This window comes from Curtobacterium sp. 320, from assembly GCF_031455235.1.
GTDB lineage: Bacteria > Actinomycetota > Actinomycetes > Actinomycetales > Microbacteriaceae > Curtobacterium.
This window is the reverse complement of the sequence record NZ_JAVDSI010000003.1, coordinates 24,377-42,919: the sequence shown is the minus strand read 5'-3', so window position 1 is coordinate 42,919 and position 18,543 is coordinate 24,377. Positions and strand designations below refer to the sequence as shown.

The window sequence follows — 18,543 nt, the reverse complement described above, 5'->3', positions numbered from 1 at the left end:
GGACCGTGACCGTTCCGGTTCGCGATCCCCGGCTCCTCCGAACCAGAACGGTCAACCAGTGGGCGCGGTCCACGGTCGCCGTGCTGCGACGTCGTGACGATCCCGTCGACCGTGACAGCATGGTGGACGACCCCCGGGAGGGAACCGCATGAGCACCAACGACCAGACCGGATCCGCCTTCGGCCGCGGCGTCGACAAGACCCCACCGACCGCCGCCGCCGAACTCCGGCGGCGCATGGCGACCTCGCCGGCCGGCTTCCTCCGCAGCGCCGCGTGGGTGCCGTGGCGACCCGCGGACGCTCCGGACGGCGGAAGCGTCGCGCACGTGGTCATCCGCGAGAAGCCGTTCGTCCCCGTGTTCACCGACCCCGCCGAACTCGCCGCTGGCCTGCCCGAGACCGAGGGCCGTCCGGTGTCGATGTCCGAGCTCGTGACGGCGCTGCCGGAGGAATTCGGCATCGTGGTCGACCCGACGAGTGCCGCCGAGGCGAACTTCCTGCACGCCGACGTCCTCGCGACGATGCGCGCGCAGATGCAGAGCGGTGTCCACCTCGACGAGGACCCCGACCAGGGCTGACCCCGTCGCCTAGCGGCCGCTCGGACCGGGCTCGACGAGCTCGATGAACCGGGACAACAGCGACAGCCCGGCGATCGAGGGCGGCAAGCCCGTCACCAGCGCCGGCGAGTACACGAGGTACGCCGCCCACTTCGCCCGCGACAACGCCACGTTCAACCGGTTCGGCATGAGCAGGAAGTCGAGCCCGCGCGGGATGTCGGCGGCGCTCGACGCCGCGAGCGACACGATCGACACGACGGCCTCGCGCCCCTGGAACAGGTCCACCGTGCCGACCTGCGTCCCCCGCAGTCCTGCACGGTCGAGGGCGTCACGGATCACCGCCCCCTGGGCGTTGTACGGCGCGACGACGATCACGTCCTCGTCCGTGAGCACGCGTTCGGTGTCACCGTCCACCCATCGTCGACCGACCACGTCCTGCGCGAGGGCGACGACCCGAGCCGCTTCCTCCACCGAGGACGTGGTGTTGCCCGCGTGCACGACCGGTTCCGGGTGGACGCCCGCGTCGATGCCGTCGAGGTGTCGCCCGGACACCATCGACGCGAGCTGCCCGTCGTACGACAGCGCCGACACCGATGCCGTGAGCGCCGGCTCCATCCGCCGGGTCCGCGCCAGGAAGTACCCGAACGCGTCCGGCAGCACGTGCTGGCCGTCGGCGAGCCAGCCGAGCGCCGACTCGTCGACGGGCTCCGGGTGGGACCCCTGCGACACCTGCGGCAGCTGCTGCGGATCCCCGAGGAGGAGCAGGCGCGTCGCCGCGATCGAGGACGCGATCGTCGGCGCGAGGGAGAACTGCCCGGCCTCGTCCACCACGAGCAGGTCGAGGGAGCGGCGCGGGATCGTGCCCTCGTTCGCGAAGGTCCACGCGGTCCCGCCGACGACCCCGCCCCTGCCGGTCTCGGCGCAGGACGACAGGAACGCGGCCACGGCGGCGTTGTTCTTCACGGGCGTCCACGGTGCCGACTCGACGTCGTCCGGGTCCGCTCCCGCCCGGGGCACCTTCACCACGCGGTCGGCGGGCACCCCGGCCTGCACGACCGACGCCAGGAAGTTCTCCGAGGTCGCGTGCGACTGCCCGACGACCCCGACGCGCCAGCCGTACTCGCGCACGAGCCGCGCGACGACGTTCGACCCGACGTAGGTCTTGCCCGTCCCCGGAGGGCCCTGGATCGCCAGGTACGACCGATCGAGGCCGAGCAGCGTCGCGACCACGGCCGACACCGTGTCGTCCCCCTGCACGGGGACGATCGGCCCCCGCGGCGGGACCCGGCGGAGCAGGTCGAGCGCCGGATCGGGCAGCATCGCGGGCAGGGCGCCGAGGACTTCTTGTCCCCACTCCGCGATCGCCTCGGGCTGGGGCTTCGCCCGCGGTGGTGCTGCCGGCGCGAGGGCGACCGGGAACTCCTCGTGCGGCGAGCCGCCGACCGGCAGGCTCTCCTTCACGAGCACCTCGAACCCGTCACCGTCCTCGAACGCGTCCAACACGACGGCGCGGGCCGACGCACCCTTCGAACCCGGCGCCGGAGCGGCGATCGACGGCGGGAGTGGGTCGTCGTAGACGAGGTGGGGCGTGCCTCCTGGACGGAGCCGCGAACCGGGCGCGAGCGTCCCCGACAACCGGATCTCTCGGGACTGCGACCGGGCGCGCGGCAGCGTGTCCCAGTCGCGCTCGACCGACGCCCGCTCGACGACCAGCACGTCGCGGGTGTCCGCCCACTCGTCCACCGGGTTCCGCAAGCGGTCGAAGTGGTCCTGCCAGAAGGTCTTCGCCTCGCGCCGGTGGTAGTCGATCGCGGCTGCGGCGAGCGCCAACGCCGTCTGGTCGGGCGTGCGGTCGAGGGCGTCGACCCCGTCGAGCTGCGCGGCGAGCGCCGTGTACACGGGGTTCGGTTCGCGGTCGACCGGGATCGGCGGGAGCAGTTCGTCCGGCTCGGCAGCGACGGGCGCGGACGAGGACGCGCGCGCTGTCGCTCGGAGCGACAGGAGCCAGTCGCGGAGCCGGAGGGTCGACCGGCAGTCGTAGGCGTTGTAGTCGGCGACCTCGTCGAGCATGTGCTGCCCGGCGGTGGCGTCACCGTTCCGGAGCTCCTCGATCGCGTCGACGTACGCCGTGATGCTGTCCGCCGCGTTCGTCACATCGCTGAGCCGCAGGTCCGAACCCATGTAGAGCGGCTCGAGCTTCTTGATGGAGTAGCTGCGGCTGCCGACCACGAGCGCCTTGCGCACGATCGGGTACAGGTCGACGAGGACCCCGGCGCGGAGCAGGTCGTCGACGGCTTCCTCCCCGACGCCGTGCCGGGCAGCGAGGGACAGCAGGTGCGTCCGCTCGTACGCGGCGTAGTGGTAGATGTGCATCCCCGGGTACTGCTGCCGCCGAGCCTCGATGAAGGCGAGGAAGTCCAGCAGCGCCTGTCTCTCGTCACGGATCATGTGCGCCCAGAACGCCGTGAAGCGCGCCTCGGGGTCGACGAGCCCGAACAGGTAGTCGAGTCCCCAGTGGACGCCGTCCTCGGTGTGGAGCGGGTCCCCCTCGAAGTCGAAGAACACGTCGCCCGGGTCCGGCGGCGGGATCGAGTCGAGCGCTCGGGCGTCGAGCACCTCGAAGAGCGGCTTGGTCGGCCCGGTCGCCTGGGCACCGTCGGCTGCGGTCCGCGCATGCTCGGTGTCGACCTGGAGGCGCGCCTGACGCACCAGCCGCGCTTGCGTCCCGCGCGGGAGACCGGGCACGGCCGTGGTCCGGTCCGCCAGCTCGTCGATCGTCCGCACCCCCTGCCGGATGAGCTTCGTCCGCTGGTCGAGTCGCATGCCCGCGACGAGGACCAGGTCACGGTGCTCGGCGACCTGCGTCGTGCACACGTCGCACCGGCCGCACGACGAGTACCGCGGGTCGGCCCACTGCAGCGGCTCGGTCTCGGTCATCCGCTCGGCGATCACCCGCTGCAGCTCGGCGCGCTGCGTCCGGTACACCGGTCCGATGTCGGCGAGGTCGTGCGTGGTGGTCGTCCGGTCGCCGAGCACGAGGTGGACCTGCTCGCCGGTGGGGATGCCGTGCGCCTGCATCTGCTCGGCGTACGCGGCCAGCTGCAGCAGGGCGCTGATCTTGGCGTGGCGGGCGAGCTTGGTGTCGTACACCTCGTACTGGCCCCGGTCGTTCCGCATGATGAAGTCCGCGAAGCCGATGAAGCCCGGCGCCTCTGCCGTCGGCGGCGCGAAGAAGGTCGGCTGGTAGAGCACGTCCGCGCCGGTGCGCATCGCCTCCAGTGCGGCCGCCGCAGCCGCCGGGTACTCGGGCGGCGCCGGTCGGTCGAACTCGACGACGTCCCTGGTCTCGCGGAGGATCCCGAGGTAGTCGAGCTCGTGCTGGTCCCCCAGGCGTGCCGTGCGCTCGAGCATGTCGTCGTGCGACTCGGGCAGGGGCTCGCCCCGGCCGAGCTTCACGTCCATGCGCCGGAGGAACGCCCACTCGCAGGCCGCCCACGTCGAGAGGTCGCTCGGGCTCAGCAGAACCTGCCCGTCGCCGCCGATCTGCATGCGTCTCCCCCGTCTCCTCGGTGCCCTGCGAGCCTAGGCCCGCCCGCCGACACCACCATGCAGAAGTGAAATATGCATTGCGACATTCTGGTACTGCAGTCCATAGTGCTGTTGGACCCGCGACCGTCGCGGCTCCGTCGAAGAAGGGGAACCACATGACACGTCTGCGGGACACGATGATCGGGCTCGCTGCGACCGGCGCGCTGATCGCCGGAGGGGTGTTCGTCACCCCAGCAGCCAACGCAGCGGAAGCATCACGCACCGAGACGGACGTGATGCGCGAAGCGACGAGCCTCACTCCCACGCAGATCGAGCAGGCCATCGTCGAAGCGCGCGCGGTGGGCGCAGTCACGAGCACCGTGGCGACACCGGACGGCACGGTGACGACGATCGACCTCGGGGACGGGTTCGTCTTCGACCTCGTGACGGCGCCGACGACGCAGCGCATCGGTGCCGGCAGGGACTCCAAGGGAACCTTCGTGAGCTTCAACGCCACCGACCAGAACATGATCATCAGCGGCTCCGCATTCGCCCTCGGCGCGGCGGTCTGCGCCGTGAGCGGCGGGACGTTCTGCGTCGTCGTCGGGGCGATCCTGACGGCTGCCACGGTCGCGATCACGAGCAGCGGCGCGATCCGCTGCGGGACGAAGCAGCTGCGGGTCTACCCGTTCGCGGGCGGCAAGGTCAAGCCGCGATGCGCCTGAGGCGAGCGAGCGCCGTGCGCCGGTTCGTCACCAGCCTGCCGTTCGCGCTGATCACCAGCGTGATCCTGGTCGTCCTCGGTTCGGTGTCGACGACGTCGCCCGCGACCGCCGACCACTGGTACGGACCAGCACTGGCTGGGATCGCGTTGTTCCTCGCGATGGTCTCGACCGGCAGCGCGATCCGCCGCCGGAGGAACCGTCGGCCCTGAGCGACGACGGCTGACGGTCAGATCGTCAGGCCGCTGCGGCGCGGACGAAGCGCGGCCCCTCGTAGCCGTCCCGGGACACCCACGCCGTGAAGTCCGCGAGCGACCGCACCCAGTGCCCGCGCTCCCCGTACAGCGCCTGGTAGACGACCACCGGCTCCTCGGTCTCGACGTCCCGCGCCACGAGGACCACCTCGTACTCGCCGCCCTTGAAGTGCCGGTACCGTCCAGGCGTCACGTCGTCGACCATGCTCCCGATGCTAGGGCCGTCGCGGTCCCTAGACTCGGCTCCATGACCGAGCCGGCACGCACCGAACGTGGTCTCGACCGTCTCGTGAACTTCTCCGACGCGACCGTCGCCATCGCGATCACGATCTTGATCCTCCCGCTCGTCGACCTGGCCGGCGAACTCAGCGGGGGCCGGGGCGCAGGCGACCTGCTGCAGGAGCACTGGCCGGCGCTCCTCGAGTTCTTCATCACGTTCTGGGTCATCGCCCGCTTCTGGACGCTGCACCACCAGGTGTTCGAGCACGTCCGCTCGTACAACCTGCGGGTGATGCGACTCAACTTCGTGTGGCTCGCGAGCATCGCGTTCCTGCCCTTTGCCGCGAACCTGCTCAACACTGAGGTCGAGGGCGACCGGGTCGCACACGCCCTCTACCTGGGCAGCATGGTCGTGACGAGCCTCACGCTGACCGCCATCGAGTGGGAGCTCCGCCGCTCCCCGGAGCTGCTGTCCTCGCCGCTCGGCGACTGGCGGAAGGGCCCGATCGCCGCCGTGCTGCTCGCCCTCGCGCTCGTCCTCTCGATGATCTTCCCGTCGATCGGCCTGTACTGGGTGCTCCTCCTGGTCCTGCAGGGCACGCTGGGCCGACTGCTGCCGAAGCCCCGCACCTGACTCGACCAAACCGGACGCCGCCCGGACGCCGCGGCTCGTCACACGCGGTCATGTCGATGCTCCCGAGCACCTGAGGACGTACCGTCGCGACATGACCGTCGCCGCAGCAGTCGCCGTCCTCGTGGGAGTCCTCGCACTCGCCACGGCCCTCGGCCTGCTCCTGCGCGCGCGGACCGGCCGGGCCCGCCCCACGCGGATGAACGACACCCGCACCAGCACCACCGCCGATCCGACGACCGCCGACCTCGCCCCAGCCGAGGCCTTCGGCACCGAGGCCACCCTCGTCCAGTTCTCCACGCCCACCTGCGCCCGCTGCCCGGCCACCCGTCGCCAGCTCGACGCCCTCGCCGCCGAGCACCCCGGAGTCACCCGTCTCGAGATCGACCTCGCGGAACGCCCCGAGCTCGCCCGACGCTTCGCCGTCATGCAGACCCCCACGGTCCTGCTCCTCGACCGAGGCCGCGCGGTGCACACCCGGTTCGGCGGCCCGCCACGACCCGCCGAGCTCACCGCAGCCCTCGACACCGTCCTCACAGCACCAGCAGCAGCACCAGCAACGACCCCCGGAGACGAGTCCCCATGACCGCCACGAACGACCCCGCCCGCGGCATCGACCCCCGTTCCCCGAGGTTCGGCGCCGCCATCACGACCGTCCTCCTCGCGGCGACGATCGTCCTCACCCTGATCCCCGCGACGTGGCCGATCGGCATCGCACTGCTCGCCGTCATCGTCGTGTTCTTCGCCATCGGCGGCATCGCCGGCATCCGCCGCCACCCCTACGGCGCGCTGTTCCGCCGGCTCGTCCGCCCGAGGCTCGGCCCGCCCGCCGAGCTCGAGGCCCCGGAACCGCCGACCTTCGCCCAGCAGGTCGGCCTCGTCATCACGGCCCTCGCCCTCGTGCTCGCGCTCGTCGGCGTCCCGTACGCGGCCCCCGTCGGTGCCGCGATCGCGCTCGTCGCCGCGTTCCTCAACGCCGTTTTCGACGTCTGCATCGGCTGCCTCCTCTACGTGTGGCTGGTCCGCGCAGGCGTCTTCCGCCAGCGGTCCGCGGTCTGATCACGGGCCTGGAGGCGCGACCCACCCCCGCGACGCAGGCCGCGTCGTCGAGGTGATCCGCGCCTCCTGGCATCCGTTCCCCGTCTCGTAGGCTGACCGCATGGGGGACCACACCACACCACTGCTCAAGAAGGTCGCGACCTACCTCGCCGACCACGAGAACTCTGGCGCGGCCGACACCATCCCCGGCTACGCACCCCCGACCAGCTCCCGCCCGAGCCGCCGGATCGAGGTCGGCGGACGCCTCACCCTCACGCCCGGGGTCCTCTGGTTCCACGCCCACCCGCTCAACTTCGCCCGCTCCGACTTCGGGATCCCCGTCGAGGAGATCGCCCGACTCGACGACGTGTCGAGCGGTCTGCGGAAGAAGGTCCGGATCACCCTGCGGAGCGGGATCGAGCCGACCTTCCTGATGTGGGGCATCCCCCGGTTCATCGAGGCGGTGGAGCGGGCGCGCAGCGCGCTCTGAACGGACGGACTGGAGGCGCGGCTCGCCCCCGCCCCACAGGTGGCGGCGGAGGATCCCCCCACGACATCCTCCGCCGCCACGACTCGAGACCGCGACGGCTCAGTGCGTCGCGAGCGCCTGCTCGGTCAGCGCGACCAGGTCGTCCGCGCGCAGGCTCGGCCACCCGTGCAGGAGCTCGCGCCACTCGGCCGGCAGCGCGGCTGCGCCGTACAGCGCACCCGCGAGCCCACCGGCGATCGCGGCCACCGTGTCGGTGTCGTTCCCGGTCCGGACCGCGCGGACGAGGGCGTCCTCGAGCGACGAACTCCGCTTGACCGCCGAGTAGGCGGCCTGCATCGCGGACACCACCCACCCGTTCGAGTCCGTGAAGTCGACCGGCTCCGAGTGCTCTGCCGTGACGAGCCGGTCCACCCACAGCCGACGCTTCTCGAGGTCGAGCAGGTCGAGGCCCCGCAGCACGTCGAGTTCGCCGGTGAGCACCGCGTGCCGGATCGCCACGCACCAGAGCACGCACGCGTCCCCGGCGTCCGACTCGTAGTGCGTGAGGTCGCTGATCGCCCGGGCGGCCTCGGCGAGCCGGAGTTCCTCGTCGGCCGCACCGGTCAGGTACCCGAGCACGAGCGGTGCCGTCCGCATGAGCGATCCGTTGCCGGCCGACTGCCCCTTGTACTCGTGTTCCTGCCGGGCCGCAGCGCGTGCGTCGGAGGCGACCCGCGCCTCCAGACCCGTGAGGACGTTGCGCGTCTGGATGCCGACGTCGGGCGCGGTGACCGCCCACGCTGCCCAGGCCGCGACGAGGCCGTCGAGCGCTTCCTCGGAGGCCGGGTCGCCGCCGCGCGCGAGCGTGCGGAGGATCGGGACGGCCATGCTCGTGTCGTCCGTCCACTCCCCCGGAGCCCAGCCGAACGAGCCGCCGCCGGCCATCCGGATCGGGGTGGGTTCGGGGACGGCGGGGCGGAACTCGTAGCCGGCGCCGAGCGCGTCGCCCGCGGCGGAGCTGATGACGGCGCCGATCGCCCGGTCGGTCTGTTCGGTGGTCAGCATGGCCGCCTCCTCAGGTTTGCGCGGAATTGCGTAAACCCGAGTCTGCACGATCGTCGCAGTTTGCGCAAGTGTGCGTAAACTCGCTGACATGGGCTCCTCGACGTACCGCGACGCAAGCGGCAACCGGCTGACCGACTACCCGCGGCCGTCCGTCGCCGTCGACACCGCGGTGCTGACGGTGCCGACCGGGGGTGATCTCTCCGTCCTGCAGGTGTGCGACGCGACCGACGGCGACTGGCGGCTGCCAGGGACGTTCGTGCACGAGGGCGAGCGGCTGGCCTCGGCGGTCCTGCGGTCGCTGTCGGACAAGGCCGGCGTGACGGGGCTGGCGCCGACGCAGCTGCACGTGTTCGACGACCCCGCGCGGGACGACCGGGGGTGGGTGCTGTCGGTGGCGCACCTCGACGTGGTGCCCTTCGCCGCACTGTCGTCGCTGAACTCGTCACAGGCGCGGCTGGTCCCGGTCGACACCGCGAGGGGGATGGTGCACGGGCATGACGACATCCTGGCGTTCGCGGTGGCCTCCTTGCGGGCGTCCTACGCTGCGGCACCCGATCCGCGAGGCCTCCTGGCCGAGCCGTTCACGATGTCAGAACTGCGGCACGTGCACGAGGCCGTCCGCGGCGAGCGGCTCCTGCCCGACTCGTTCCGCCGGGCGATGCTGCCGCTGCTCCTCGACACGGGGTCGCGCGCTGCCGCGGGCCCGGGCAAGCCGGCGACCCGGTACCGGCGCGCCTGAGGTCGCCTGCTTGGTGAGCAGAAACGGTCGGGTCCGAGGCGCCGACCCGATACTTTCTGCTCACGGAACGCGCCGACGAAACACGAAAGTAACTTGCAGCACTGGCGAGTGTCGGTGCAATGCGCTTTCATGGAGCGCATGACGATCGCTGACCGTACCGACCGCGCCGACGCGTTCGCCCTCGTCCGGACCCAGTCCGGCGCGATGCCGACGAGCATGCGCGCGATCGCCGACGCCGTCCTCGACGACCCCGGCACCGCGGCCACCACGAGCGCCGCCGAGCTCGCCGACCGCGCCGGTGTGTCCCCCGCGACCGTCTCCCGCTTCGCCCAGCACCTCGGGTTCGCGAACTTCGCCGCACTCCAGCGCAGCATGACCCGGGCCGTCGAGCGGGGCATCCACGAGCGGCGCGAGACCGAGATCCACGCGGGCGTCAGCGTCGACGACGACGTCACCACCGTGATCGCGAAGGTCACCGAGGACGTCCGCGCCGTGATGAGCGACACCCGCGCCACGCTCGATCCGTTCACCCTCGAAGCCGCAGCGATCCGCATCAGCGAGGCCCGGCGGGTCGTCCTGTACGGCGTCGGCGCGAGCGGCATCGTCGCCCGCGATCTCCACCTCAAGCTCGAACGCATCGGCATCGCGAGCTCGATCGCGGACGACCCGCACAACGCCCTGACGCTCGCGAGCGTCCTCGGCCCGAAGGACGTCCTCGTCATCACGAGCCACTCCGGCACCACGGTCGAGGCGCTCGAGGTCGCCACCGAGGCCAAGATGCACGAGGCCACCGTCGTCGCGATCACTGGCCACGCCACCTCGCCGCTGACCCACCACACCGACCACGTCCTGCTGGGCGTCGCCGGCGCCGAGAGCGACCTCCGCCCCGCCGCGATGGGCAGCCGGATGAGCCAGCTCGCCATCGTCGACGCCCTGTTCATCGTCGTCGCCCAGCGCACCGACGAACGCTCCCGCCCGCTCCTCGCACGCAGCCGCCACGCGGTCCGCACGCACCACCGTTCCTGAATCGAGCACCATGCACCACCACGACGACCTCCGCGAGGAGCTGCAGCACCTCGCGACCGAGGCCACCGACTCGTCCCTCGACGACATCGACCTCGTCTCCACCCTCGAGGCTGCCCAGCGCATGAACGCGCTCGACCGCAGCGTGCCCGCGGCACTCGAGCCGTGCCTCCCGGCCATCGCCCTCGCCGCCGACTCGATCGCCGCAGCGTTCTCGCGCGGCGGCCGCCTGATCTACGTCGGTGCCGGCACGCCGGGCCGGCTCGGCGTCCTCGACGCCAGCGAGTGCCCGCCCACCTTCGGCACCGACCCCGCGCAGGTCGTCGGCGTCATCGCCGGCGGTTCCGTCGCCCTCACCACCGCCGTCGAGGGCGCAGAAGACGACGAAGCAGCCGCTGTCCGCGACCTCGACGCGCTCGGCCTCAGGGCGGACGACGTGGTCGTCGGGATCAGCGCGTCCGGCAGGACGCCCTACGTCATCGCAGCCATCCTGGAGGCGCGGTGCAGGTCCGCCCTGTCCGTCTCCGTCGCGTGCAACCCCGACTCGGCCGCGGGGCGGGAAGCCGACATCGCCATCGACGTGGTCGTCGGGCCCGAGTTCATCGCCGGGTCCACCCGCCTGAAGGCGGGGACCGCGCAGAAACTCGTCCTCAACATGCTCACCACGCTGGCGATGGTGCGCAGCAACAAGACGTACGGCAACCGGATGGTCGACGTGCGTGCGACGAACGAGAAGCTCATCGCTCGGTCGTTCTCGCTCGTGCAGGACGTGACCGGGGCTGCTCCGGCCGATGTCGCCGCAGCGCTCGATGCTGCGGACGGCGAGGTCAAGACGGCCATCGCGATGATCCTCACCGGGTCGCCGGCGTCCGTCGTCCGATCTCGGCTCGCTGCTGCTGACGGCTCCTTGCGCGCCGTCCTCTCCTGATTTCTCTCGTTCGTCCTTCCTTCCTTCCCCCGAGGAGCACCATCAATGACCGATGCACAGCAACTCGCACAACAGATCCTCGACACCGTCGGCGGGTCCTCGAACATCGCCGACGTCGAGAACTGCATGACCCGGCTGCGGGTCGAGGTGGCTTCTCCTTCCTCTGTTGATCTGCCCGCTCTCCAGGCCACCGAGGGCGTCATGGCCGCCATCGCGGCCGGCTCAAACCTGCAGATCGTGCTCGGGCCGGGGTTGGTGGACCGTGTGGCTGACTCGCTCGAGTCGTTGCGTGCTGCTCCCGTTCCGGGTGCGTCCTCGGCTTCGGTGTCGCCCGAGGAGCTGGCGGCGCGGGGTGCGTCGATCAAGGCATCCGCCCGTGCCCGTTCCGACGGCCGCACCATGCGTGCCATCCGTCGCATCTCGGCCATCTTCATCCCGCTCATCCCCGCGCTGATCGCCTGCGGGCTCATCGCCGGGATCAACGGCATCCTGACGAACCTCGGGTGGCTGCCCGGGGTGACACCGTTCCTCGGCGTGCTGTCCTCCGGGTTCCTGTCCCTGCTCGCCGTGTTCGTCGGGATGAACGCCGCGAAGGAGTTCGGCGGGACGCCCATCCTCGGCGGGGCCGTCGGCGGCATCATCGTCGCCGCCGGTGTCGCGAACGTGACCGTGTTCGGCGAGACGCTCGCGCCCGGACAGGGCGGTGTGCTCGGTGCGTTGGCGGGCGGCATCCTCGCGGCCTACGTCGAGCGCTTCGTGCGGAAGGTCACGCCCGACGTCATCGCGCTCATCGTCGTGCCGACCGTCACCGTCCTCGTCGCCGGCTCCGTGACGCTCGGCATCCTGATGTCCGTCGCCGGCGTCGTCTCCGTCGCCATCGGTACCGCGGCGACCTGGCCGCTCGCGAACGGCGGGGCCTTCGCCGGGTTCATCCTCGGCGGGCTCTTCCTGCCGCTCGTCATGACGGGGATGCACCAGGGGCTCATCCCGATCCACGCCACGTTGATCGAGCAGACCGGGTGGACCGTGCTGCTTCCCGTGCTGGCCATGGGCGGTGCCGGGCAGATCGGTGCGTGCATCGCGCTGTGGGTGCGGTTCCGGTCGAACGCCTCACTCGTGCAGACGATCCGTGGTGCGCTGCCGGCCGGGTTCCTCGGGGTCGGCGAGCCGCTCATCTACGGTGTGACGCTCCCCCTCGGGCGGCCGTTCATCACGGCGTGCATCGGTGGAGCGTTCGGCGGTGGCGTCGTCGGGCTGTTCGACCAGCTCGGACACTCCGTCGGGGCGATCGCCATCGGGGCATCGGACTTGTCGCTCATCCCGCTGTTGAACGGGTCGTCCGGGTACGGCTGGGCGCTGCTCGGGTACGGGTCGGGGCTCGTGGTGGCGTACGTCGTGGGGTTCGTGGCGACGATGTTCTTTGGCGTGTCGGCGTCGGTGCGGGCTGATCTCGAGGCGCAGTCGGCGGCTTCGCCGGGAGATCCTGTCGCGCCGCTCGATGTGCCGATCGCGGCTGCGTCAGGTACCAGTCGCTGATCGCTCGCTCCCTCACCGGTCCGTTCGACACGCGTCGATCCACAGATCGGCGCCTCGGTCCTCGCAGCGATGACCGGCCGACGAGGATCGGGGCGTGGAGGAATGGGAAGCGGACGACGCTCGGCGACGGCACATGGCTCGCTTCGGTCGGCGCGACACGGCACCCGAGCTGGCGTTGCGTCGAGAGCTGCACCGGCGAGGCCGGCGGTTCTTCGTCGACCGTCAGGTCAGCCGGCAGTCCCGCGTTCGACCCGACATCGTCTTCCCGCGAGCACGGATCGCCGTCTTCGTCGATGGCTGCTTCTGGCACTACTGCGAGGAGCACGCCCATCTGCCGAAGGCGAACGCTGAGCTCTGGCGTCGGAAGTTGCTCGCCAATCGCCAGAGGGACGCACAGAACCAGGCGATGCTGGTGTCGGATGGCTGGCGTGTGTTGCGGTTCTGGGAGCACGACTGTCCCGAGCACGCCGCCGCATCCGTGGAGCACGCCCTCGACCAGTGGAGTGCGATCGCTGGTACCGCGGTGAGGACGCCGGGCAGGATGGAACGCATGATCGAAGTCGTCGCCGGCGTACTCACCCAGCCCGACGGTCGTGTACTCGCCTGCCGAAGAGCCCCGGGTCGATCTGCGGCGGGCCAGTGGGAGTTCCCCGGCGGGAAGGTGGAGCCGGGAGAATCCGCTGAGGAAGCCCTGCGACGAGAACTGCGCGAGGAGCTCAGCCTCGACGTCGTCATCGGCGAGCCGATCGACCGCTCCGTCACCCGTGTGGGCGGCATCGACATCGACCTCGCCACCTACCGAGTCGCCTGGGCCACGGAGGGACCGATGTCGAGCACAGACCACCACGAGTTGCGCTGGGTGTTCCCCGCTGAACTCGATTCGCTCGGATGGGCCAAGCCAGATCTGCCCACCGTGCGGGTCCTGAACACCGCGGCTACGGCCTGACCTCCTGGAAGTCACCGCTCGAGATCGGCCACCACACCGTGATCCCGACTGAGGTGCACAGCTCCACCATCGAGGGTCGGGGCTCGGACGGTAGGAGGATCGCCGGCGCCACCGCCAGACCACGACGTCCCGCGACCGCCGTGTAGTCGAGCACCTGACCGATCGCGGTTCGCACGTAGGCCCGCGCGGTCGACTTCTTCGCTTCGACGAGCTGACCGAGCGTCGGGACGTACAGGTCAGGGCCGATCGTCACCCCGTCCTCTGTGAGACGCAGAACCTGCACCTCCTTTCCGCGAGCTTGGAGCCATTGGCCGAAGCGCGTCTGCAGCTCGAACGCGCGCCGGGAGACGGACCGCACCGACTCGCCTTCGTCGACCCGGCGCACCTGGTACTCACTGAAGCCGAGACTCCGAAGCAGACCGACCCAGGGCTAGCCCCCAGAACGGGTGCTCCCTTGACAGTTGCTCAGGAGAGAAGATGATTCAGTACCGGAACGTTCGGGGAGGGCCCCGGTGTGATCGGGACAGTCCCCAAGGGAGCACCATCGTGACCAGCGCCGTTACCTCTGCCGAGACTGAGGCTCGACGCCTCCGCGGCCGGGCCGACGAGCATCGCCGACGGGCCGACGAAGCCGAGCTGCGCCCGGGCCGCCACGAGATCGTCGAGGCCGCTCGCCGGCACCGGGAAGCACGTCTAAGCGGACCGGTGGCGCCGGGGAGCAAGCACGCCCAGGTGGCCATGATCGCCGTCGTCAGCGCCGGGGCGTTCGTCAATGGTAGAAAAGCCTGGCGTGAAGTCTCCAGTCACGACCGTTACCTCCACCAAGCGGCACAGAATCCACAGTCACTTCGGCACGACGTCGGCGCCTTCGCCCGATGCGCCCCCTCGAACGACGGCACTCAACCGTCGCTCGTTTCCCACCGACGAAAGATCGCCATGAGCAAGCCCGACGCAGATCGCCTCATAGTGAAGTCGCGGCACCGCGTCAAGACGTACGGGGAGGTGTTCACGCCACGATCGATGGTCGACCAAATGCTCGATCTCGTCAGCGACCACCTCGAGCTCGGCGAGGCCTTCGTCGACAAGACCTTCCTCGAGCCAGCAGCCGGCGACGGTAACTTCCTTGTAGCAATCCTGCAGCGGAAGCTCGCCGCCATTAAAGCCTCTTGGGACCAGTCAGCTTGGCAGAGGGAGTCACTGTTCGCACTTGCGTCGGTCTATGCGATCGAACTGCTGGAGGACAACCACCGCGACGCGCAAGCGGCGCTTTTGAGAAATTTTGTGGAGTTTCATACTTCGAGCGGCAATCCCTGCTCACCTCGTACCGACTTATACCGCGCTGCGGCTTTCCTCGTTAGAACAAACATTCTGCGTGGCAACACTCTCACCGGTCGCGCGCCGGACGGCGACGAGATGGAGTTCTCATGGTGGATCCGCCAGGCAGACGACCCCTCGATGGTGAAAAGAGAACCGTTCACTTTCAACTCCCTGCGCGAGGACGGTGCTTTCGACTTCACCGTTTACGCAACCTACAAGCCGTGCCCAGTCCGCCACGTTCACAAGAAAGCCACCGCGCATGCCTAGCCCGAAAATCAGTACGTTCCGGGAAATAACGCCGCAGGTCTACTCGTGGAGCACTGCCGACCTACCTAAGTACGACGGCTGGGAAAAGATAGGTTACACGGAGCAGGAGGGTGGCGCAGGGGCGCGTATCGCTCAGCAAGCTTCACAGCTGTCGATCAACAAGAAGATCGAGTGGGTGTTCAAAGCGACCTACATGACCCCCGACGGCGGAAGGTTCACAGACCGCGACTTCCATGCATACCTGAAGCAGCAGGGCATCGAGCGCGATGGCATCCCGGCGACGGAAGAGCGGCCGAAGCGTACCGAGTGGCACCGGTTTGATGGCGCTCCGAAGAGCTCGCGCGAGTACTTCTTTGACTTCGTGTCGGGCAACTTCGAGACCAATGCGCCGGGGGTAATGGCGCAGGACTACGAGCTCCGTCCGGAACAGGAAGCCGCTATCGCTCGGGCGGTTGAGGCGTTCGGCGAGGGGAAGGCAGAGGTGCTGTGGAACGCAAAACCACGCTTCGGCAAGACCCTCGCGACGTACGACCTGGTGCGCCAGCTCGATGCGCGCCGGGTGCTCATAGTGACGAACCGCCCGGCCGTCGCGAATTCATGGCTCGACGATTTTCTTCGCTTCATCGCTCATCAGACGACCTTCCGCTTCGTGTCCGAGTCTCCGTCGCTGCACAGCAGTCAGACGATGACACGAGAGCAATGGCGCATCTATGCACGGGAGCACCTCGACCAGGATCCCCGTATCATTGAGTTCCTCTCATTGCAAGACCTGAAGGGTTCGAAGTACTTCGGCGGGAATTTCGATAAGCTTCAGCACATCTCGCAATTTGATTGGGACTTGCTCGTCATTGACGAAGCTCATGAGGGTGTCGATACAACAAAGACCGATATTGCTTTCGACCAGGTGATGCGTAAACGGACACTACACCTCTCAGGCACGCCGTTCAGAGCCCTCTCCTCGGGAAAGTTCGGTCAGGACCAGATCTTCAACTGGACCTACGAAGACGAGCAGAGCGCAAAGGCCGAGTGGAACGACCCAAACCAGGATAATCCCTACGGGGCACTGCCTACGCTGAACCTGCTCACCTACCAGGTGTCACGCATGATTACAGATCGACTTGCGGAGGGCGTGGCAATCGCTGAAGATGAGGAGAACATTGACTATGCCTTTGATCTTGGCGAGTTCTTCCGCACGAAAGATAGCGGGTTTTTCGAGCACGAGGCGGATGTGCTGGCCTTCCTCGATCGGCTGACCGTCAACGAGAAGTACCCGTTCTCGACTCCCGAGCTCCGCGACGAGATCCGACACTCGTTTTGGCTGCTCAACCGCGTGGCATCGGCGAAGGCGCTGCAGCGGGTGTTGAACCAGCACCCGGTCTTTAAGGAATACACCGTGATACTGGCCGCCGGGGACGGGCGTGGCGCGGACGATGATAGCGATCTCGCGGCCTCGAAGGAGTCGCTGGCGAGGGTTCGCGAAGCCATCGCTGAGGCGGAGAAGACAGGCGGAAGGACGATAACGCTTTCGGTCGGTCAGCTCACCACCGGCGTGACCATTCCCGAGTGGACAGCGGTCGTCATGCTCTCCAACGTCACCTCGCCGGCCCTTTACATGCAGGCGGCGTTTCGTGCCCAGAACTCGTGCACCTTCGAGCGCGGCGACAAGGTTTTTCAGAAGAGCAACGCATACATCTTTGACTTCGCCCCAGAGCGCACGCTCTCAATCTTCGACGAGTTCGCGAATAACCTTCGCCCGAACCCTTCGGGCGACATGGCAGTGCGACAGGACAATATCCGCGCGCTGCTGAATTTCTTCCCTGTGATCGGCGAGGACGCCGAGGGAAAGATGGTAGAGCTCGACGCCTCCCAGGTCCTCACTTTCCCAAAGGTGTTCAAAGCCCGAGAGGTCGTGCGCCGTGGATTCCTCTCCAACTTGCTGTTCGCGAACGTCGCTGGGATCTTCCGTTACTCCGAGCACGTCAAGGAAATCCTTGACAAGCTCCCGACTGCAGAGCAGGGCAAGCTCAAGAAGAAAAAGCTCGACCTCCCCGAGCCGCTGCCGAGCGTCGACCGCGATGGCAACGCCGAGGTCGATTTCGAGACCGTCATCAACCCCAAGGTAGCCGAGCTCGGCGTGCCCAAGTGGAGCGCCCAGGAAATTCCAACGACAGACCCGCAAGCGCCTGAGGCCGGGATGGCGAAGAGACTCGCGAAACTCGCTACGGAGAAGACGCGCGAGACCCGCGGCAAACTCCGGGCGGAATACGACCTGACGAACAAGCAGATTGAGCGCGACGAAAAGGCCACCGAGGTGGAGATTATGCGCAAGTACGAACGTGCGCTCGTCGAGCACGAAATCGCGTCGAAGCACCTCGCCGACGATCTGGCCGAAGCGCCGACCGAAGCCGACGCCGCCGCTATTATCGTCAAGAAGGCCGAACAGGAGAAGACCTTCCAGGAAAGTATCGTCAAGATACTCACGGAGACAACTGAGTCGGTCACGCAGGCCATTGTCGAGCGCGAGGAGAAGAAGAAAGAGCAGAAGCGCGCTGATCAGGCAATAAATGACGCACGCTCGCACCTGCGTGGCTTTGCCCGCACAATCCCGATGTTCCTCATGGCTTACGGCGACCGGAACATCCGTCTGGCAAACTTTGACGACTACACACCCGACGACGTGTTTGAGGAGATTACTGGCATCAGCGAGGTGGAGTTCCGCCTGCTACGCGACGGTCAGGACGTCGCCGAGAAGGACGGTACGGTCACCAGGATTCCCGGCTTGTTCGACGAGGCAGTCTTCGACCAGTCGATTCAGGAGTTCCTCGACAAAAAGGAAGCCCTCGCCGACTACTTCGACGACGCGCAGACAGAGAACATCTTTGCCTACATCCCGCAGCAGAAGACCTCGCTTGTCTTCACGCCCCCGCCAGTCGTGAGGCAGATGGTCGATATCCTCGAGACTGAAAATCCAGGCATCTTCGGCGAGCCCGAAAAAACCTTCGCCGATCTCTTCTCCACCGCTGGGCTGTTCCTCATGGAGCTTGTGCGCCGCCTCGACGCAGGCCTTGCATTCCGGATCCCGGACCGAGACGAGCGGCTCAAGCACATCCTCACCTCGCAGGTGTTCGAGATGAGCCACAACGAGATCCTTCACAAGATCACACTCGAGGCGGTTTCCGGCGGGGTGCCCGCGCGCAAGCGGTGGCTCGAGGAGTCCGGGCACTTCAGGGTCGGTAACCTCAAGACGATGACCAGCACGCAGCGCGCCCAGATAATCGACGACATGCTGACGGAAGGTAACTGAC

General features: G+C 68.4%; 18 protein-coding genes. 14 read left to right on the top strand and 4 right to left on the bottom strand.

Annotation, left to right across the window (positions count from 1 at the left end; all coding sequences use genetic code 11):
- The first annotated feature begins 148 nt into the window (after nt 1–148).
- Nucleotides 149–577, top strand: a complete 429-nt coding sequence (locus J2X60_RS05635; RefSeq protein WP_309886758.1) for an SseB family protein — start codon at nt 149–151, stop codon at nt 575–577.
- A 9-nt stretch (nt 578–586) separates the two neighbouring features.
- Here the strand turns inward: J2X60_RS05635 and J2X60_RS05630 are convergent, their stop codons facing one another.
- Nucleotides 587–4,105, bottom strand: coding sequence for a TM0106 family RecB-like putative nuclease (locus tag J2X60_RS05630; RefSeq protein WP_309886757.1), 3,519 nt, complete (start codon nt 4,103–4,105; stop codon nt 587–589).
- Between the two features lie 155 nt (nt 4,106–4,260).
- Here J2X60_RS05630 and J2X60_RS05625 point away from each other — a divergent pair, with 155 nt between their 5' ends.
- Nucleotides 4,261–4,809, top strand: a complete 549-nt coding sequence (locus J2X60_RS05625; RefSeq protein ID WP_309886756.1) for a hypothetical protein — start codon at nt 4,261–4,263, stop codon at nt 4,807–4,809.
- Nucleotides 4,800–5,018 (top strand): hypothetical protein, encoded by a 219-nt coding sequence (locus J2X60_RS05620; RefSeq protein WP_309886755.1) that lies wholly within the window; start codon nt 4,800–4,802, stop codon nt 5,016–5,018. Before J2X60_RS05625 ends, J2X60_RS05620 begins: the two co-directional genes overlap by 10 nt.
- A gap of 25 nt (nt 5,019–5,043) precedes the next feature.
- On the opposite strand, the gene J2X60_RS05615 is transcribed toward J2X60_RS05620, so the two are convergent.
- The gene (locus J2X60_RS05615; protein WP_309886754.1) at nt 5,044–5,265 is read right to left on the bottom strand and encodes a DUF1653 domain-containing protein; all 222 of its coding nucleotides are present in this window, start codon (nt 5,263–5,265) and stop codon (nt 5,044–5,046) included.
- Between the two features lie 42 nt (nt 5,266–5,307).
- Here J2X60_RS05615 and J2X60_RS05610 point away from each other — a divergent pair, with 42 nt between their 5' ends.
- The 4 genes from J2X60_RS05610 (at nt 5,308) to J2X60_RS05595 (ending at nt 7,438) form a co-directional block, all read left to right on the top strand.
- Nucleotides 5,308–5,913 (top strand): TMEM175 family protein, encoded by a 606-nt coding sequence (locus tag J2X60_RS05610; protein WP_309886753.1) that lies wholly within the window; start codon nt 5,308–5,310, stop codon nt 5,911–5,913.
- A gap of 91 nt (nt 5,914–6,004) precedes the next feature.
- Nucleotides 6,005–6,496: a thioredoxin family protein gene (locus J2X60_RS05605; RefSeq protein WP_309886752.1), complete on the top strand. Its 492-nt coding sequence runs from the start codon at nt 6,005–6,007 to the stop codon at nt 6,494–6,496.
- A complete protein-coding gene (locus J2X60_RS05600; protein WP_309886751.1) occupies nt 6,493–6,969 on the top strand; it encodes a DUF4395 domain-containing protein in 477 nt (158 codons plus the stop codon). The genes J2X60_RS05605 and J2X60_RS05600 overlap by 4 nt, the downstream gene beginning before the upstream one ends.
- Nucleotides 6,970–7,069: 100 nt before the next feature.
- Nucleotides 7,070–7,438: a hypothetical protein gene (locus J2X60_RS05595; protein ID WP_309886750.1), complete on the top strand. Its 369-nt coding sequence runs from the start codon at nt 7,070–7,072 to the stop codon at nt 7,436–7,438.
- 99 nt (nt 7,439–7,537) lie between these two features.
- Here the strand turns inward: J2X60_RS05595 and J2X60_RS05590 are convergent, their stop codons facing one another.
- Entirely contained in the window at nt 7,538–8,482 is a 945-nt protein-coding gene (locus J2X60_RS05590) for an ADP-ribosylglycohydrolase family protein (protein WP_309886749.1), read from the bottom strand.
- An 88-nt stretch (nt 8,483–8,570) separates the two neighbouring features.
- Here J2X60_RS05590 and J2X60_RS05585 point away from each other — a divergent pair, with 88 nt between their 5' ends.
- The 5 genes from J2X60_RS05585 to vsr all read left to right on the top strand — a co-directional run bounded on the left by J2X60_RS05585 (nt 8,571) and on the right by vsr (nt 13,654).
- On the top strand, nt 8,571–9,221 hold the full coding sequence (locus J2X60_RS05585) for an NrtR DNA-binding winged helix domain-containing protein (RefSeq protein ID WP_309886748.1): 651 nt from the start codon (nt 8,571–8,573) through the stop codon (nt 9,219–9,221).
- A 138-nt stretch (nt 9,222–9,359) separates the two neighbouring features.
- Nucleotides 9,360–10,247, top strand: a complete 888-nt coding sequence (locus J2X60_RS05580) for a MurR/RpiR family transcriptional regulator (protein WP_309886747.1) — start codon at nt 9,360–9,362, stop codon at nt 10,245–10,247.
- Nucleotides 10,248–10,257: 10 nt separating this feature from the next.
- On the top strand, nt 10,258–11,172 hold the full coding sequence (murQ, locus tag J2X60_RS05575) for an N-acetylmuramic acid 6-phosphate etherase (protein WP_309886746.1): 915 nt from the start codon (nt 10,258–10,260) through the stop codon (nt 11,170–11,172).
- Nucleotides 11,173–11,217: 45 nt separating this feature from the next.
- The gene (locus J2X60_RS05570; protein WP_309886745.1) at nt 11,218–12,708 is read left to right on the top strand and encodes a PTS transporter subunit EIIC; all 1,491 of its coding nucleotides are present in this window, start codon (nt 11,218–11,220) and stop codon (nt 12,706–12,708) included.
- A gap of 94 nt (nt 12,709–12,802) precedes the next feature.
- Nucleotides 12,803–13,654 carry a DNA mismatch endonuclease Vsr gene (gene vsr / locus J2X60_RS05565; protein ID WP_309886744.1) on the top strand — a complete coding sequence of 284 codons (852 nt, stop codon included), beginning with the start codon at nt 12,803–12,805 and terminating at the stop codon, nt 13,652–13,654.
- Here vsr and J2X60_RS05560 read toward each other — a convergent pair.
- Nucleotides 13,644–14,039, bottom strand: a complete 396-nt coding sequence (locus tag J2X60_RS05560; protein ID WP_309886743.1) for a hypothetical protein — start codon at nt 14,037–14,039, stop codon at nt 13,644–13,646. The two genes, vsr and J2X60_RS05560, sit on opposite strands and share 11 nt — an antisense overlap.
- A 161-nt stretch (nt 14,040–14,200) precedes the next feature.
- Here J2X60_RS05560 and J2X60_RS05555 point away from each other — a divergent pair, with 161 nt between their 5' ends.
- Entirely contained in the window at nt 14,201–15,238 is a 1,038-nt protein-coding gene (locus J2X60_RS05555) for a hypothetical protein (RefSeq protein ID WP_309886742.1), read from the top strand.
- A complete protein-coding gene (locus J2X60_RS05550) occupies nt 15,231–18,542 on the top strand; it encodes a DEAD/DEAH box helicase family protein (protein WP_309886741.1) in 3,312 nt (1,103 codons plus the stop codon). Before J2X60_RS05555 ends, J2X60_RS05550 begins: the two co-directional genes overlap by 8 nt.
- Nucleotide 18,543: the final 1 nt, after the last annotated feature.